General features: G+C 66.5%; 15 protein-coding genes. 4 read left to right on the top strand and 11 right to left on the bottom strand.

All coding sequences use genetic code 11. The features are described from left to right. Positions 1-258: 258 nt before the first annotated feature. Positions 259-456 (bottom strand): hypothetical protein, encoded by a 198-nt coding sequence (locus tag OKW45_RS16585; RefSeq protein ID WP_429469908.1) that lies wholly within the window; start codon positions 454-456, stop codon positions 259-261. Between the two features lie 179 nt (positions 457-635). Between OKW45_RS16585 and OKW45_RS16580 the strand changes: the two genes are divergently transcribed. Further along, entirely contained in the window at positions 636-1,529 is an 894-nt protein-coding gene (locus tag OKW45_RS16580) for an alpha/beta fold hydrolase (protein ID WP_429469906.1), read from the top strand. Positions 1,530-1,553: 24 nt separating this feature from the next. Here the strand turns inward: OKW45_RS16580 and OKW45_RS16575 are convergent, their stop codons facing one another. The 9 genes from OKW45_RS16575 to OKW45_RS16535 all read right to left on the bottom strand — a co-directional run bounded on the left by OKW45_RS16575 (position 1,554) and on the right by OKW45_RS16535 (position 12,718). After that, positions 1,554-2,387, bottom strand: coding sequence for a M55 family metallopeptidase (locus OKW45_RS16575; RefSeq protein WP_429469904.1), 834 nt, complete (start codon positions 2,385-2,387; stop codon positions 1,554-1,556). Beyond that, entirely contained in the window at positions 2,384-3,499 is a 1,116-nt protein-coding gene (locus tag OKW45_RS16570) for a DmpA family aminopeptidase (RefSeq protein WP_429469902.1), read from the bottom strand. The genes OKW45_RS16575 and OKW45_RS16570 overlap by 4 nt, the downstream gene beginning before the upstream one ends. Further along, the gene (gene gsiD, locus OKW45_RS16565) at positions 3,496-4,401 is read right to left on the bottom strand and encodes a glutathione ABC transporter permease GsiD (RefSeq protein ID WP_429469900.1); all 906 of its coding nucleotides are present in this window, start codon (positions 4,399-4,401) and stop codon (positions 3,496-3,498) included. The genes OKW45_RS16570 and gsiD overlap by 4 nt, the downstream gene beginning before the upstream one ends. A gap of 7 nt (positions 4,402-4,408) precedes the next feature. Next, entirely contained in the window at positions 4,409-5,329 is a 921-nt protein-coding gene (gsiC, locus tag OKW45_RS16560; protein WP_018421560.1) for a glutathione ABC transporter permease GsiC, read from the bottom strand. A gap of 116 nt (positions 5,330-5,445) precedes the next feature. Continuing rightward, positions 5,446-7,008 (bottom strand): glutathione ABC transporter substrate-binding protein GsiB, encoded by a 1,563-nt coding sequence (gene gsiB, locus OKW45_RS16555; protein ID WP_429469898.1) that lies wholly within the window; start codon positions 7,006-7,008, stop codon positions 5,446-5,448. Positions 7,009-7,162: 154 nt separating this feature from the next. Further along, positions 7,163-9,085 carry a dipeptide ABC transporter ATP-binding protein gene (locus tag OKW45_RS16550; protein ID WP_429469896.1) on the bottom strand — a complete coding sequence of 641 codons (1,923 nt, stop codon included), beginning with the start codon at positions 9,083-9,085 and terminating at the stop codon, positions 7,163-7,165. Between the two features lie 70 nt (positions 9,086-9,155). Next, entirely contained in the window at positions 9,156-10,145 is a 990-nt protein-coding gene (locus tag OKW45_RS16545) for an isoaspartyl peptidase/L-asparaginase family protein (protein WP_018421563.1), read from the bottom strand. Further along, entirely contained in the window at positions 10,142-11,233 is a 1,092-nt protein-coding gene (locus tag OKW45_RS16540) for a MurR/RpiR family transcriptional regulator (protein WP_429469894.1), read from the bottom strand. Before OKW45_RS16540 ends, OKW45_RS16545 begins: the two co-directional genes overlap by 4 nt. Before the next feature lie 216 nt (positions 11,234-11,449). Continuing rightward, a complete protein-coding gene (locus OKW45_RS16535; RefSeq protein WP_429469893.1) occupies positions 11,450-12,718 on the bottom strand; it encodes an MFS transporter in 1,269 nt (422 codons plus the stop codon). A gap of 93 nt (positions 12,719-12,811) precedes the next feature. Here OKW45_RS16535 and OKW45_RS16530 point away from each other — a divergent pair, with 93 nt between their 5' ends. Then, positions 12,812-13,522 (top strand): pseudouridine synthase, encoded by a 711-nt coding sequence (locus tag OKW45_RS16530; RefSeq protein WP_429469891.1) that lies wholly within the window; start codon positions 12,812-12,814, stop codon positions 13,520-13,522. A gap of 167 nt (positions 13,523-13,689) precedes the next feature. After that, the gene (locus tag OKW45_RS16525) at positions 13,690-13,878 is read left to right on the top strand and encodes a hypothetical protein (RefSeq protein WP_429469889.1); all 189 of its coding nucleotides are present in this window, start codon (positions 13,690-13,692) and stop codon (positions 13,876-13,878) included. Positions 13,879-13,989: 111 nt separating this feature from the next. On the opposite strand, the gene OKW45_RS16520 is transcribed toward OKW45_RS16525, so the two are convergent. Next, positions 13,990-15,021 (bottom strand): Rossmann-fold NAD(P)-binding domain-containing protein, encoded by a 1,032-nt coding sequence (locus tag OKW45_RS16520; RefSeq protein WP_429469887.1) that lies wholly within the window; start codon positions 15,019-15,021, stop codon positions 13,990-13,992. 94 nt (positions 15,022-15,115) lie between these two features. On the opposite strand from OKW45_RS16520, the gene OKW45_RS16515 reads away from it, so the two are divergent. Further along, a complete protein-coding gene (locus OKW45_RS16515; RefSeq protein ID WP_429469885.1) occupies positions 15,116-16,147 on the top strand; it encodes a CDP-6-deoxy-delta-3,4-glucoseen reductase in 1,032 nt (343 codons plus the stop codon). Positions 16,148-16,389: the final 242 nt, after the last annotated feature.

Here is a 16,389-nt window from a genome sequence, read left to right as displayed (position 1 = left end):
CTGCGCCCTTGAGACCCGCGCTAGCGAGGGCGTACCAGCAGACCATGTCGCCGGTACGGTCCGGGGATGGCCGGCATGCCCAGCCATGCCGGCTTCGCCGGACGACCGGACAGAGATTACCGATTCGCAAAAATCGATCTGTGCGCTCGCCCACACGAGACCGACCTATGTCGGGAACTTCGGCGCGTCAAGATGGTTCGTTGGCGGCGAATTGCGGCGTTCGTGGCGGCATGCCACGCGCGTCGCGCCGATCGGCGCTTATCGGCTCGCGGCTCCCATCCCAGCGCGCGCAACCTCGCGGCGTCGCTTGATCATGTAGCCGCCCCACATCAGCACGAACCATGCCGGCACGAGCCACACCGAGACCGACAAGCCCGGTGTCAGCGCCGCTGTGTTCGCCGCATGTGGTCGCTGGGCGTGGAACGCTGTCGAAGGCAGCGCTGTGGCAGATTGCACGGCTGGACCGTACGGTCCGGTCTGGCAAAACCGCTGATTTTATCCGACCGGTATTCCTCTGACATGCGGAGCCGACCGCTTCGTTCTGCGCCGCACTTAAGCGCGCGGATTGTGATTGTCACGGGGATGGCGCCCGGGTATGTTGCCGAGGTCCACTTTTCACGCCGCGGAGCTTCAATATGTTGCCCAAACGTCTGCTTTGCGCCGCCGTGTTGTGCCTCTGTTTCGCGGTCGTCAGTACGTCCGCGCTCGCGCAGACGGTGCCCGCCGCCCAGCAACCGGCCGATGACGCCGCGTCGCAGGCAAGCGGCCAGCCAGCGCCAGCGCCTGCCTCTGCTACTGCCAGCAAGCCGCCCGCCGCCGCGCTCGGCGGCCCGGTGCGCAACATCGTGCTCGTGCATGGCGCGTTCGTCGACGGATCGAGCTGGAACGGCGTGGTCGCGAAGCTGCAGCAAAAGGGTTATCACGTGAGCTCGGTGCAGAACCCGCTGACCTCGCTCGCCGACGACGTCGCCGCGACCCGCCGCGTGCTCGATCGCGAGAACGGTCCGGTGCTGCTGGTCGGTCACTCGTGGGGCGGCGTCGTGATCACCGAGGTCGCCGCGAATGCGCCGAACGTCGCCGGTCTCGTGTATGTCGCCGCGCTTGCGCCGCAACTGCACGAATCGGCGATGGACGTGATGAAGGCCGGCGGCCCGATGCCGGCCGGCCAGAGCATCAGCAAGGACGCGAATGGGTTTTTGTGGATCGATCGCGCGCGCTATCACGCCGATCTCGCCGCCGACGTGCCCGAGACCGTCGCACGCGTGCTCGCCGCCGCGCAGGTGCCGATCGCCGCGAGCGCATTCGACGAACCGGTCGATCAGGTCGGCTGGAAGGACAAACCGTCGTGGTACGTGCTGACGACGAAAGACCACGCGGTGTCGCCCGATCTGCAGAAAATGATCGCCGGGCGCATTGGCGCGAAGGTGGTGCCAGTCGCGTCGAGCCATCTCGCGCCGGTGTCGCACGCCGGGGCGGTGGCGGAGGCGATCGATCACGCGGCGCGCGAGTTGAGCCGGCAGCAGCAGTAGGCCGGCGGCTCGACGCCGCGCGGCTCAGCGCAGCATGAACGACATCGCCGACAGACAGTTCAGCATCCGCACCGCATGCTCGGCCGACGCCGCACTGAAGCGCAACGTCACGCCATCGACGCGCGTAAGTGTCGGCCATTGGCAGAACAGATCGGCGAGCCCGCTCGTTTGCACGCGCAGTTCGCAGTCGATTGCTCGCGGCTCTGCGCGCGTCGCGGCAGGCGCGCGGCCCGCTTCGACATGCTGACGGACCACGTCGCGCGCGGCGGCCCGCAGCGCCTCGCGCACGCTCGCGGGCGACTGCGTGACGCCGCTTGCTTGCCCGGTCGCGGTCTTCGTGACGACGAAACACGCGCCGGGAAAACGCGGCGCGGTTTCCTCGGCGAACACGTCGTCACCCGATAAAAGCACCACACGCGCGCCATATTCTTCGGCGAGCGCACCGTACAGCCCCGCTTCGCCCAGCTCCACGCCGTTGAACGCCACGCGCGCGAACGCGAAGCTGTTGATCGTGTGCGCGAGAATGCCGCGCGTTTGCGCCTTCGCGTGATAGCCGATCATGAAAACCAGCGCCGCACCGTATTCGAGCCCGGCCATCATGCCGAGCGTGCGCGGCTTGCCGAGCACGAGCTGGGCGCGCGGATCGAGCAGATCGGGCAGCAGGTTGCGAAAGCCGCCGTGCGAATCATTGACCCACACGTCGGTCGCGCCGCCCGCGAACGCGCCTTCGACGGCCGCATTGGCTTCGAGCGTCATCCAGCGTCGCGCGGCTTCGTATTCGCCGTTGCCCGCGCGCGTCTGCTCGGCATGGAACACGCCGGCGATGCCTTCGATGTCGGTGGAGATCAGGACTTTCATCGCGCGGAATTCCTCAGCAGGTGGGCAAGGTCCGGCACGCTGTCGCGCAGCGACAGCCGCCGATGGCCGTCGCGACCGGTGACGGTCTCGGCGCTCCACAATGCATCGACGATCGCCTGCTCGACGCTGTCGGCGCAGGCGCGAAACAGCGGGTCAAGGCCATGATCGGCGACCAGCGGCGGCAGCACGACGAAGTCCGCGCCGTGCGGCACCGTGTACGCGGTCGAAAACGCCAGCGCGATATCGCCGCTGCCGTGGCCGTATACCGAGCCGGTACGCGCGAGACCGGCCGCCGCGCGCAACGACAGGCGTTTCAGCTGGCGCGCGTCGAGCGGCACATCGGTCGCGACGATCATGATGATCGAGCCTTGCTCGGGTTGATCGGGGGTCGCGTTAGCAGCGGAACTGGCGGCATTCGCCGCCTCAGCGACGGCCGTGCGTTCGGCCAGAATGCGGCCGAGCGGCGTGCCATCGATCGTCAGCATCGGCAGACGGCCGAAGTTGGCAAGCACGAGCGCGCCAACGGTGTAGTCACGGCCCGCCGCACTGAACACGCGCGACGCAGTGCCGATGCCGCCCTTCAGATCGAAACACGACATGCCACGCCCCGCGCCGAGCGCACCGCTCGCGACATCGGCACTTGCCGCGTCGAATGCTTCGTTGAAATGCCGTTCGGTCACGGCAAGCGCCTGAATGTCGTTCAGGTAGCCGTCGTTGCATTCGAACACGAGCGGATTGGCCGTCGACCATTCGCGGCCGATGCGCGGATTCGCGCGAATCGCCGCGCGGATCTGCGCCTGCGCGACCGTACCGACGCCGAAGGTGTTGGTCAGCGCGATCGGCGTCTCCAGCGTGCCGAGTTCGTCGAGCTGCACGAGCCCGACGCTCTTGCCGAAGCCGTTGATCACTGATGCGGCGGCCGGCACCTTGTCGACGAACGGATCGCCGCGATGCGGCCGGATCACGGTCACGCCGGTTTGCAGCGCGCCTTCGGCAAGCGTGCAATGACCGACGCTGACGCCGTCCACGTCGGCGATCGTGCCGAGCGCTCCGGCCGGCAATGTGCCGATATGCGGCGCGCGTTCAGCCGAATGATGGTTGCTCATGCTCATGGCCGATCGAGCTTCGGATCGAGCGCATCGCGCAGACCGTCGCCGAGCAGGTTGAACGCGAGCACGGTCAGGAAGATAGCGAGGCTCGGAAACAGCGCGATATGCGGCGCGGTCACCATGTCGGCGCGAGCTTCGTTGAGCATCGCGCCCCACTCGGGCGTCGGCGGCTGCGCGCCCAAGCCGAGAAACGACAGGCTCGCCGCCGTGATGATCGACGTGCCGATGCGCATCGTCAGGTACACGACGACCGATGAAATCGTGCCCGGCAGAATGTGCCGCGCGATGATCGTCCAGTCCGACGCGCCGATGCTGCGTGCCGCTTCGATATAGGTGAGCTGCTTGAGCATCAGCGTATTGCCGCGCACGAGCCGCGCGAACGCCGGAATGCTGAAGATCGCCACGGCGCAGATCACGTTGATCATGCCGTTGCCGAGAATCGCGACCACGCCGATCGCGAGCAGAATGCCGGGGAACGCGAACAGCACGTCGGCCACGCGCATTGTGATGCGATCCCACCAGCCCTCGTAGTAACCGGCAAGCAGACCGAAGAACGTGCCGATCACCGCGCCGATCGCAACGGACAGAAAGCCTGCCTCGAGCGAAATGCGCGAGCCGACGAGGATGCGGCTGAAGATATCGCGGCCCAGCGAATCGACGCCGAACCAGTGCGCGGCCGACGGCCCCGCGTTCAGCGCGTCGTAGTCGAAGAAGTTCTCGGGGTCGTACCGCACGATATGCGGCGCGATGATCGCGACCACGATCAGGAGCAGCACGAACACGCCGGCGGCCAGCGCGACATGCTGCTTGCGAAACTTGCGCCAGAATTCGCTCCACGGTGTGCGGATCGCGCGTTCGGAGGCAACGGGAGTGGCCGCATCCGGCCCGGTGGCAGTGGTGCTCATGCGGGCCTCACTTGAAACGGATGGTTGGGTTGATCACCGCGTACAGCACGTCGACGATCAGGTTGATGACGATGAATTCGAGCGAGAACAACAGCACCTCGGCCTGAATGATCGGATAGTCGCGCATCGACACCGCATCGACGAGCAAACGGCCGAGGCCCGGCCAGTTGAACACCACTTCGACGACGATCGAGCCGCCGAGCAGAAAGCCGAACTGCAGACCCATCATCGTGACGACGGGAATCAGCGCGTTGCGCAGGCAGTGCTTGATGATCACGAGCCGCTCGGGCACGCCCTTCGCGCGCGCGGTGCGCACGAAGTCCTCGTGCAGCACTTCGACGAACGAGGCCCGCGTGAAGCGCGCCATCACGGCCGCGACCGCCGCGCCGAGCGTCAGCGACGGCAGCACGTAGCTGCGCCACGAACCGTCGCCGACGATCGGCAGCCAGCCGAGTTGCACCGAGAAAATCTGCATCAGCAGCATGCCGAGCGCGAACGCCGGAAACGAAATGCCCGACACCGCGAGCGTCATGCCCAGGCGGTCCGGCCAGCGGTTGCGCCACACCGCCGAGGCGATGCCGATCGCCATGCCGATCACGACCGCCCACACCATGCTCGCGATCGTCAGCCACAACGTCGGGAAGAAGCGTTCCGCAATCTCCTGGCTCACCGGCCGCTTGCTGCGCGTCGAAACGCCGAAGTCGCCATGCGCCATCCGCCAGAAGAAACGGACGAACTGCCGCGGCAGCGGCTTGTCGAGCCCGAGGTCGGAGCGCACGAGCGCCACGGTCGCCTCGTCCGCTTCAGGACCGGCGGCGAGCCGCGCCGGATCGCCCGGTAGCAGATGCACGAACAGGAACACCAGCACGGCGACGATGAAGAGCGTCGGCAGCAGGCCTAGCAGACGTTTGACGAGGAAGTTCAGCATGAAACCAATCCGGCAAATGAGCGGCAAATGAGCGGCAAATCAGGCAGGCAACGAGGACTCGTGTGCGGCGGCGGGCTGGGTGAACCGCCGTCTGCGCATGCCGCCTCGTCAGCTCATCACTTGATCGCGATCTCGTCGAAGTTGAACGAGCCGTCCGGCGCGACGTAAGCGCCCGACAGACGCTTGCTGCGCGCATATACGACCTTCTCCTTGACGAGGAAGATCCACGGCGCGTCGGCCCAGATGCGCTTCTGCGCGTCGGCGTAGAGCGTGGCCTTCTGCGTGCGGTCGGTGGTTTCGAGCGCCTGCTTCAGATCGTTGTCGACCGCGTCGCTCTTGTAGTACGACGTGTTGACCATCTTCGGCGGAATCGAGTAGCCCGCGAGCAGCGGGCTGATCGCCCAGTCGGCCTCGCCGGTCGACGACGACCAGCCCGCGTAGTACATCCGCACCGGCGCGGTCGCCGGGTCCTGCGCGCTTTCGACCTTGGCGACGCGCTGACCCGCTTCGAGCGCCTCGACGCTGGCCTTGATGCCGACCTGCGCGAGCTGCTGCTGCACGAACTGGATCACCTTCTGCGCGGTCGAGTAGTTATACGCGGACCACAGCGTCGTTTCGAAGCCGTTCGGATAGCCCGCTTCCTTCAGCAGTTCGCGCGCCTTCGCGGGATCGTACGGCCAGGGTCCGAGCTTGACCGCATAGTCGACGCCCTGCGGCACCACGCCGTCGGCCGGCGTCGCGTACCCGGCGAATGCGACCTTCGTCAGCGCTTCCTTGTTGACCGCGTAGTTCAGCGCTTCACGCACCTTCGTGTTGTCGAACGGCTTCTGGTTCATGTTCATGCTGATGTAGCGCTCGATGATCGACGGCGCCGCGATCAGATCGATCTTCGGGCTCGACTGCAGTTGCGCGGCCTGCTCGAATGGCACCTGGAACGCGAAGTCCGCTTCGCCGGTGCGCATCAGCGCGGCGCGCGTGTTGTTGTCGACGACCGGCTTCCAGTCGATCGCATCGATCTTCGGATAACCCTTCTTCCAGTAGCCGGCGAACTTCTTCACGGTCAGGTCGCCGGCCGGGTCCCACTTCACGAGTTCGAACGGGCCCGTGCCGACCGGATGAAACGCGATGTCCTTGCCGTACTTCTTCAGCGCGTCCGGCGAGATCATCACCGCAGACGGATGCGCGAGCACGTTGATGAACGCCGAGAACGGCGCCTTCAGCGTGACGCGCACCGTGTACGGATCGACCACTTCCGTTTTCTCGATGCGGCTGAACATGTTGTAGCGCTTCAGCTTGTTGGCCGGATCGGTCACGCGGTCGAAGTTGGCCTTCACGGCGGCCGCATTGAAGTCGGTGCCGTCCTGGAACTTCACGCCATGGCGCAGCTTGATCGTATAGACGCGCGCGTCGGGGCTCGCCTCATAGCTGTCGGCAAGCACGTTGACGAGCTTCATGTCCTTGTCGAAGCCGAACAGCCCCTGATAGAACGATTTCGCGACCGCCTGCGACAGCGTGTCGTTCGCGTCGTACGGATCGAGCGACGTGAAGGTCGACGCGACGGCCATCACGGCCGTCGTTTCGGCGTGCGCCAGATTGCCCGCGAGCGCCGCGAACACCACCGCGCCGCCGCTGACGAGCGCGCGCAAACGAAACGGAGAGGACGGGAACAGCAGGTTCATGAGATTGCTCCAGGCTGCGAGTTAAGGATGTGACAGGGGCCGTTATGATTGACGTGGCTTCTATTGCTGATGTTTCTCTTGCTGTTGCTTCGATTGCTGATGCTTCGGGTCTCGCGCTTCAGGTCTTCCGCTTCAATGCGATGCGGCGCTTCGCTCAATAAGCGCCGCCGACGCGATGCTGCGCGACGAAATGATCCGGTCCCACCGCGACGAGCGGCGCGACGACCGGCTCGTCGTGCAGCGCGCGAATCGGGCTCGGAATATCGTCGGCGGCGAGCAGGCGTTGCGCGTGACGGCGCGCGGGATCGGCGACCGGCACCGCGCTCATCAGCTTCTTCGTGTACGGATGCTGGGGCGCCTCGAACACCGCGCGACGCGGACCGATCTCGACGATCTGGCCGAGATACATCACCGCGACGCGATGGCTGACCCGCTCGACCACCGCCATGTCGTGCGAAATGAACAGATACGCGACGCCGAGCTCGCGCTGCAGGTCGAGCATCAGATTGACGATCTGCGCCTGCACGGAGACGTCGAGCGCGGACACCGATTCGTCGGCGATCACGACTTTCGGATTCAGCGCGAGCGCGCGAGCAATCGCGATACGCTGACGCTGCCCGCCCGAAAACTCATGCGGATAGCGGCGCGCGGCTTCGGCCGGCAAGCCGACTTTCTCGAGCAGCCACGCGACGCGCGCCTGCGCTTCGGCACCCTGCGCGACACCGTGCACGAGCAGCGGCTCCATGATCGAAAAGCCGACGGTCAAGCGTGGATTCAGCGAGGCGAACGGGTCCTGGAAAATAAACTGGATATCGCGGCGCAACGCCTGCAATGGGGGCCCGCTGAGCGAGCTGATTTCCTTGCCATTGAATTCGATCGAGCCGCTCTGACTTTCGACGAGCCTCAGCAGCGAGCGGCCCGTGGTCGACTTGCCGCAGCCCGACTCGCCGACCAGCGCGAGGGTTTCGCCGGGCCGCAGATCGAAGCTGACTTTTTCGACCGCATGCACACGGCCCGTCATACGGCCGAACAGGCCGCTGCGGACCGGAAAGCGCGTGACCAGGTCGCGCACGCGCAGGATCGGCGGCGTGTCGTCGCGCACCAGCGGCTGCGCTTCTTCGGCGACAGCCGCCGCCGGCTGCACCGCCGCATCGGCGCCATTCGCACCGGCCTGCTCGACGCTCAGGATCGGAAAGCGCGCGGGCTGATCGGTGCCGTGCATCGAGCCGAGCCGCGGCACCGACGCGAGCAGCGCCTTCGTGTACGGATGCGACGGTGCGGCGAACAGCGTGTCCGACGCGCCCTCCTCGACCTTCTCGCCGCGATACATGACGAGCACGCGGTCGGCCACTTCGGCGACCACGCCCATGTCGTGCGTGATGAAGATCACGCCCATGTTCATCTCGTCCTGCAAGCCGCGAATCAGTTGCAGGATCTGCGCCTGAATCGTGACGTCGAGCGCTGTGGTCGGTTCATCGGCGATCAGCAGCGCGGGCTTGCACGACAGCGCCATCGCGATCATCACGCGCTGGCGCATGCCGCCCGACAACTGATGCGGGAAACGCGCGGCAACGCGCTTTGCTTCTGGAATCCGAACGAGTTCGAGCAGACGCAAGGTTTCGGCGCGCGCCGCCTCGCGGCTCTTGCCCTGGTGCAGCGCGATCGCCTCGCTGATCTGATCGCCGACCGTGAAGACCGGATTGAGCGAGGTCATCGGCTCCTGGAAGATCATCGCGATGTCGGCGCCGCGGACCGTGCGCATCGTGCCGGACGACGTCTTCGCGAGATCGAGCACGCTGCCGTCGCGCCGCCGGAATGCGATGCTGCCGCCGGCAAGACGGCCGCCGCCATGCTCGATCAGCCGCATCAGCGCCAGCGACGTGACCGACTTGCCAGAGCCCGATTCGCCGACGATCGCGAGCGTCTCGCCGCGCTCGACCGCGAACGACAGATTGCGCACCGCGTTGAAGGTCGAGTCGCCGCGGCGGAACGCGACCGTCAGATCGTCGACCGCGAGCACGCGCTGCGGCGGCAGGGTTTCGATAAGCGGGCTGGCGGTGTGCGAGGAAGTCGGCACGGTGGTTCCTTTGCTTTGAATTCGAACGCGGCTAACGGGGCCTCAGGCATGTGGCGACACGCGCCAGCGGCTAGCGATAGATCGCCGTCACCGGCGCTTCGCCGAGCCGCGCGAAACCGCGGTACATACCCTCGGTATTGAACGGCAGCGTGACGTTGCCCCGCGCGTCGACGGCGACGAGGCCGCCGCGTCCGTCGATCTTCGGCAAGCGGTTCATCACGACGTCGTGCGCGGCTTCTTCGAGCGAGACCTGGCGATAGGCCATCTGCGCGGCGACGTCGTAGGCGGCGACCATGCGCATGAACATTTCGCCGGAGCCGGTGGTCGATACCGCGCAGGTCGCGTCGTCCGCATAACAGCCCGCGCCGATCAGCGGCGTATCGCCGACGCGGCCCGCCTGCTTGTTGGTCACGCCGCCCGTCGAGGTCGCCGCGGCGAGATGGCCGTGGCGGTCGAGCGCGACTGCGCCGACCGTGCCGAACTTGCGGTTCGGATCGATCGGCTCGTGCGGCGTCGGGTCGTCGTTGCTCGAAGCCGTGGACGCGAGCGTCGCGGCGTCGTGATCGAGCATCGGACGCTGCTGCTCACGGGCCAGTTGCCATTGGCGATAGCGCGCGTCGGTATCGAAGTAGCTGTTGTCGACGAACGCGAGCCCCTGCGCGGCCGCGAATGCTTCCGCGCCTTCACCGGTGAACAGCACGTGGTCGCTGCGCTCGAGCACGCGGCGCGCGGCGAGAATCGGATTGCGCACGCGCGTCACGCAACAGATCGCGCCCGCGTCGAGCGTGCGGCCGTCCATGATCGCGGCGTCGAGCTCGTGCGTGCCGGCCGCCGTGTACACCGCGCCGTGGCCCGCGTTGAAGAGCGCGCAGTCTTCGAGCAGCCGCACCGCTTCGCTGACCGCGTCGAGCGCGCTGCCGCCGTCGGCGAGCACGCGCTGGCCAGCGCTCAGCACCGCGTTGAGCGCCGCGTGATATCCGCTTTCGGCGCTGGCCGACATCGAAGTGCGCAGGATCGTTCCTGCCCCGCCGTGAATGGCAATGACTGCGTTGAAGTTCATCGTTTGGATTGAGGAGTGCGTGTGGTTCGGGGAGTGCGGGGTGCTGTGGTGGCTTTTGCTTCGGCATCCCTGGCTTTCGTGCTTCTGGCTTGAGTGCTGTCGGCCTTTGCGCCGTCGCTGTGTTTTAGCCTTGCAGCCCTCGCGCGCGCGGCTTTGCTCAGGGCGCGGGCTGGCTCCTGCGCGGCGCCGGCCGCGCCCGACTGCGGATCGAACAGCCACGGCAGCACGAACTCGCTGACCTCGGCGGCCGCCTTGACCGAGCGTTGCGCGCGATACGCGACCGCGTCGCACAACGCCTCGATGACCGCGAGCACGGCCGAATCGGCGTTCGACGCGAGACGCCGGTCGGTGCGGACATACAGCGACAGGTCCGCGAACTGCACGAGCGGCGAGCGCGGACCGTCGGTGAGCGCGAGCACGCGTGCGCCGCGTTCGGAGGCGCGGCGCGCGAGCTCGATCGTGTCCTCGACATAGCGCGGAAACGCGATGCCGATCACGAGATCGCCCGGGCCTGAACCCACGAGGTGCCGCGCCGCATGCGACGGCCCGCCGCTCAGCGCGAGCGAATGCACGTTGTCGTGATACGGCAGCAGTCCGTGCTCCATCAGGCTCGCGAGAAACGCGCTGGCGCCGAAGCCGATCACGAATACGCGACGCGCGGCGATGATCGCGTCGACGGCGGCGTCGGCGGTCGCGCGATCGATCGACGTGCGCGTTGCGTGCAGATTGTTGGCGGCCTGCTCGAGCGACGCGTCGATCAGATCGTCACCGGGCGCGAGCGTTTCCTGCGCGCTGCGCAGCCGCTCGACCGGCGCGAGCGTCGCCTCGAAGCCACGCACGAGCGCCTCGCGAAACTGCGGATAACCGTCGAAGCCGAGCGCGCGCGCAAAGCGATTCGCGCTCGCGACCGACGCGCCGACCACGCTCGCGAGCTCGTCGATACGCATCGTCGCCGCGCGGAAGAGATGGGCCAGCACGTACTCGCCCATGCGCTGGTGGATCGGCGTGAGCGTCGGCATCGCGGCGGTGATGCGCGCGGCAATGGCCTGCTCGGCGGGGTTCGGCACAGCGGACGGGTGATGGATCATGCGGGCGGAAAGGCGCGGTTGTTCGATGCGAACTGGATGAAATTATATTTACATGGAAAATGCGCCAAAAAAAATTCATTTTCACATTCCGAGGGTTTTCACCGTACAAAGCCCTTCAGACAAGGGCCTTTCGGCGGCCGAGCCCTGTTACGCCCCGGTGAAAATCCATTTTCATCGGGGCGATGGGTGGCTTCACCGCGTGCCGCGCTCCGCCGCTCAGCACGCCGCCGCGCTATGTTCGGGAATGCCCATGAGCCGCGCCGCCGGCGACATCACGATGATCAGCGCCTGCACGACGAACGCGAGCGACGCCGCGACCAGACACACGTCGATGCTCCAGCGCGAGCTGAGCGCGGCGCCGAGCAGCGCGCCCACCGGCCGCGCGCCGTAGGTGGCGGTGCTGATCAGCGCGGACACGCGGCCGATCATCCGTTCGGGCGTGATCGCCTGACGCAGCGTGGTCGAGCCGACGACCCACAGGATTGGTCCCGCGCCAAGCAGGAAGAAGCTCGCGAGCGCGAGCCAGAACGATGGGACGATCAGCGTCGCCACCATCACGAGCGACGCGAGCAGGCCGCACGACGGTCCGACGATCAGCAGACGGCCGAATGCGAGACGCCGCGCGACCGCGGGCGCGGCGAGCGCGCCGCAGACCATGCCGACCCCGTACGCGCCGAGCGTCACGCCGACCGCCGAGGCATTGAGCCCCAGCCGATGCACCGCGTAAGGTACATAGACCGCCTGCAGGATGAAGAAGCCGAGATTGAAGAACACGGCGGTCAGCAGCATCGGCAGCAGCAACGGATCGCGCAGCACGAAGCGCGTGCCGTCGCGCAGCTCCAGCATGAAGTGCCGTCGCGGCGCGGCCGCGCGCGGCGGCTCGCGCAATCCCGCCAGCATCGCGACCGCGAACGCCGACAACATCGCCGCGCCGCCATACGCCCAGCCCGCGCCGATCCAGCCGACCAGCACGCCGCCCAGCGCCGGCCCCGCCGAATACGCGACGCTGCGCGCGAGTTCGAGCCGGCCGTTCGCGCTCGCATAGGCGTCGCGCGGCACGATCGACGGCACCAGCGACGGCGCCGCAACGTTGTAGGCGACCGTACCCGTCGCGGCGACGAAGCCGAGCGCGGCGAGCAGCGGCAGGTTCAGCGCATGCGTTAGCACCAGCAGCAGCACGCACAACATCGCGCAGACCCGCACGCTCTCGGCGAGCGTCATCAGCACGCGGCGCGAGCGGCGGTCGGCCCAGACGCCGAGCGGCATCGACAGCAACAGGAACGGCAGCGTCTGCGCGGTTTGCAGCAGCCCGGTATCGCGCGCGTTGGCGCCGAGCGCGAACACCGCGACGAGCGGCGCGGCCGCGAGGCTGATCTGCTCCGCCGATTGCGCGCACAGGTTCGACCAGGCGAGGCGCTGAAATGCGCGGGGCAGACGTTGCGCATTGGACGGCGAAGACGACGAAGGAGAAGACGTGGCGGACATCGATGCACTCCCGAGTTTGACGTGAGGCATTCATCGTCGGCGCTTGGGACTTGCGGGGCGCTCCGCTTCTTGCGGTGTTATTCTTCGCTCGCCATGAATCTCGAAAGCATCCTCTTCACTCAAGGTTTCGGTTCGCGCCGCCAATGCCGCGCGCTGATCGGCGACGGCCGCGTCAGCGTCGACGGTGCGATTTGCACCGATGCCGACGCCGCTTTCGCTGTTGATGGCGGCGCGTTGCGCTTTAGCGTCGACGGCGTCGAATGGCCGTATCGCGAGCACGCGTATCTGCTGCTGAACAAGCCCATCGGCTACGAATGCTCGCGCGATCCGCAGCATCATCTGAGCGTGTTCAGCCTGCTGCCGCCGCAGTTCGCCGAGCGCGGCGTGCAGTGCGTCGGCCGTCTCGATCAGGACACCACGGGCCTCCTGCTGCTCTCCGACGACGGCAAGTTCGTGCATCAGTTCACGTCGCCGAAACGCAAGGTGTCGAAGCTCTACGTCGCGACCACGCGCCATCCGCTCGACGACGCGCAGCTCGCCGCGCTGCGCGACGGCGTGCTGCTGCACGGCGAAACGAAACCGAGCGCCGCGCTCGACGCCCAGGCGCGCGACACTCACACGCTCGCGCTCACCGTGCTCGAAGGCAAATACCACCAGGTCAAGCGGATGATCGCGGCCTCGGGCAACCGCTGCGAGGCGCTGCATCGAGAACGGATCGGTGGGCTCGCGCTTCCCGCCGCGCTCGCGCCCGGCGCATGGCAATGGCTCGACGCAGCGGGCCTTGCCGCGCTGCGGGCCGGGTAAACGACTAACCACAACGAGGGCCCGCCTAAGCCCTTGATGCGCCGGACAAACCGCGCGCGCATTGCGGTGCACCGAACGTAGGCCGTTGCGTTGCAGCATGCCGTTGCTTCCATGTCGCCCTATACTCGACTAAACAAACGAATACAAAGGTTTCAAGGAGGGGCGCCATGCATATCGACGGCACGATGGCGTTTTCGCACGCAATGATCGTGTTCATCTGCTTTGCGCTGCTGCTGGTCGGCGGATTGCTGGTCATCATGCGGCTGCGGCACAACTACCATCCGAATCTGATCGGCGCATTGATCGGCGGCATGCTGTGCTTCCTGTTGCTGGAAGTGCTGCCTGCGCTGACCTGATGCCGGTTGGGCCGCGCAGCTCTTTTTGCGCAGCGCATTGATGCGGTGCGGCGGACACGCTTTGCGGGCAACCCGGCCCTCGGAGGCGGGTATTTTGTTTCTGCTGCCGGTCTAGCCGCGTTTCCCGTTCGCCTCGCGCAAAAAATCCTCGACGCTCGGATAGAGCAGACGTACCCGCAATTCATCCTTCAGACGTCGATTCACGAGCCGGCGCGACTCGCGCATGAACGACAGCAGCATCGGATCGATCTGCTGCTCCGCCTGCTCTCTCGTGATGCGCGGCGGGCGCGCGAGCCCGAACGCATCGGCGACCGCGTCGAAATACTCCCCCATTTTCAGCGACGAATCGTCGGACGCATGCAGTGCGCGCGCGGGCCGGCCATGCGTGGCGAGACGCACGAGGATCGCGGCGAGGTCGTCGGCGTGGATGTGATTCGTGTAGACGTCGTCGGCATCGACGAGCGCCGGCGTGCCTCTTTCGAGCCGCGCGAGCGGCAGACGGTTGCGCGCATAGATGCCCGGAATCCGCGCGATGCTCGTGGCGACGCTGCCGCGCGCCGTCGCGTGCCGCAACTGCCGCTCGGCCGACACGCGACGTTTGGCGCGCGCATTCGCGGGCCGCAGCGCGCGCGTTTCGTCGATCCACGCACCGCCGCAATCGCCGTAGACGCCCGTCGTGCTCGCGTAAACGATGCGCACCGGTGCCCGCCAAGCGCCGGTCCGGCGCACCCCGTCGGGTACAATATCGGGTGTTTCAGCGTCCAGACCTGAAGCGCGCGCACGGCGCAAGCGCGCGATCGGCACGACGGACAACCTCGCCGCGCAAGCGTTCATGCGGCCCCTGGCACCTAACGTCGCAAGCAGCGCGCGAGTGCGTCGATCGTCGTCGCCGGACTTCTGCGGCGGCGCGAGATGCAGCACCGTCGGCGCGAGGCGCGCGAGCCGTTTGAGGCTGCCGCGCGCGTCGAGATCGCCGACGAGCGGCGTCACGCCCGCGGCGCGCAACTCATCGCAGCGCGCGGCATGGCTCGTCAACGCGAAGATACGCGCGCGCGGCCGCAAGAGGGGCACGCAGCGCATGCCGACGTCGCCGCATCCTACGATCAGCACGCGCGGCCGGCGGAAGTTTCGTGTCGCTTTCATGGTGGGCGCATTGTAGCGGTCACACGCAACAGGTACCGCGCGGTTGATCCGGCGGGTCCGATTACGATTCCGACTTTTCGATTCCGAACACTTTATGGCATTTAACGTCACGCTCCGGCAAACCGGCCGGCAGTTTCAGGTAGAACAGGATGAACCGGTGCTCTCCGCAGCGCTGCGTCAAGGCATCGGCCTGCCGTACGGCTGCAAGAACGGCGCGTGCGGTTCGTGCAAAGGCATGATCGTGAGCGGCGAGGTCGAACAGCGCGCGCACTCGTCGTCGGCCCTGTCGAACGACGAAAAGACGCGCAACATGGCGCTCCTGTGCTGCGCGACGGCGTGTTCCGATCTCGAAGTCGACATCCGCGAAGTGGCCGGCGTCGGCGACGTGCAGGTCAAGAAGCTGCCGTGCCGCGTGAACGCGATCGAGCGTAAGGCCGACGACGTGATCGTCGTGAAGCTGCAACTGCCCGCCAACGAACGTCTGCAATATCTGGCCGGCCAGTACCTCGAATTCATCCTGAAGGACGGCAAGCGCCGCAGCTATTCGATGGCGAGCGCGCCGCACGTCGAAGGCCCGGTCGAGCTGCACATCCGCCACATGCCCGGCGGTGCGTTCACCGACCATGTGTTCAACACGATGAAGGAACGCGACATCCTGCGCTTCGAAGCGCCGCTCGGCACGTTCTTCCTGCGCGAAGACTCGGACAAGCCAATCGTGCTGCTCGCATCGGGCACCGGCTTCGCACCGCTGAAGGCGATCGTTGAGCATGCGGTGTTCAAGAACATGACGCGCCCGATGACGCTCTACTGGGGCGCGCGCCGCAAGAAAGACCTGTATCTGCTCGAACTCGCCGAGCAATGGGCGCGCGAGATTCCGAACTTCAAGTTCGTGCCGGTGCTCTCCGAGCCCGATGCGGGCGACGCATGGACGGGCCGCACGGGCTTCGTGCATCGGGCGGTGATCGAGGATCTGCCCGATCTGTCGGCCTACCAGGTGTATGCATGCGGCGCGCCGGTGATGGTCGAATCGGCGCTGCGCGACTTCACGCAGCATCACCAGTTACCGGAAGACGAGTTCTACGCGGACTCGTTCACCAGCGCGGCCGATCTCGCGAACGCGGTCTGATTGCACGGCGGCAAATTCCCCCCGATGCAGCGCAAGTGCAAATTCATCGTTTACATCAGCGCTTTTCTTATCGTATTCTTTCGCGCATGAACCGCATCCAGTCCGAATTCCGACGTCGCCGCTCGCCGCTCCCCTAGGGACGCCGCTGGCTTCGTCACGGACTCGCGCCACACAAAACCTGGGCGCAAGCTGTTCGAATCATGAAAGCCACGGCATGCCGTGGCTTTTCTGTTTTTCCGGCC

Origin of the sequence: Paraburkholderia lebeckiae (assembly GCF_050436225.1) — a bacterium.
Classification (GTDB): domain Bacteria; phylum Pseudomonadota; class Gammaproteobacteria; order Burkholderiales; family Burkholderiaceae; genus Paraburkholderia; species Paraburkholderia tuberum.
The sequence above is the reverse complement of the archived record's forward strand: the minus strand, read 5'-3'. Positions and strand labels throughout refer to the sequence as shown.

Excerpts from the sequence above, each read along its gene's own strand:
- OKW45_RS16520 (WP_429469887.1), bottom strand. The coding sequence starts at position 15,021 with ATGAAAGCGACACGAAACTTCCGCCGGCCGCGCGTGCTGATCGTAGGA.
- OKW45_RS16530 (WP_429469891.1), top strand. The coding sequence starts at position 12,812 with ATGAATCTCGAAAGCATCCTCTTCACTCAAGGTTTCGGTTCGCGCCGC.
- gsiB (WP_429469898.1), bottom strand. The coding sequence starts at position 7,008 with ATGAACCTGCTGTTCCCGTCCTCTCCGTTTCGTTTGCGCGCGCTCGTC.
- OKW45_RS16535 (WP_429469893.1), bottom strand. The coding sequence starts at position 12,718 with ATGTCCGCCACGTCTTCTCCTTCGTCGTCTTCGCCGTCCAATGCGCAA.
- OKW45_RS16570 (WP_429469902.1), bottom strand. The coding sequence starts at position 3,499 with ATGAGCATGAGCAACCATCATTCGGCTGAACGCGCGCCGCATATCGGC.
- OKW45_RS16545 (WP_018421563.1), bottom strand. The coding sequence starts at position 10,145 with ATGAACTTCAACGCAGTCATTGCCATTCACGGCGGGGCAGGAACGATC.
- OKW45_RS16575 (WP_429469904.1), bottom strand. The coding sequence starts at position 2,387 with ATGAAAGTCCTGATCTCCACCGACATCGAAGGCATCGCCGGCGTGTTC.
- gsiD (WP_429469900.1), bottom strand. The coding sequence starts at position 4,401 with ATGAGCACCACTGCCACCGGGCCGGATGCGGCCACTCCCGTTGCCTCC.
- OKW45_RS16540 (WP_429469894.1), bottom strand. The coding sequence starts at position 11,233 with ATGATCCATCACCCGTCCGCTGTGCCGAACCCCGCCGAGCAGGCCATT.
- OKW45_RS16525 (WP_429469889.1), top strand. The coding sequence starts at position 13,690 with ATGCATATCGACGGCACGATGGCGTTTTCGCACGCAATGATCGTGTTC.
- OKW45_RS16580 (WP_429469906.1), top strand. The coding sequence starts at position 636 with ATGTTGCCCAAACGTCTGCTTTGCGCCGCCGTGTTGTGCCTCTGTTTC.
- gsiC (WP_018421560.1), bottom strand. The coding sequence starts at position 5,329 with ATGCTGAACTTCCTCGTCAAACGTCTGCTAGGCCTGCTGCCGACGCTC.
- OKW45_RS16515 (WP_429469885.1), top strand. The coding sequence starts at position 15,116 with ATGGCATTTAACGTCACGCTCCGGCAAACCGGCCGGCAGTTTCAGGTA.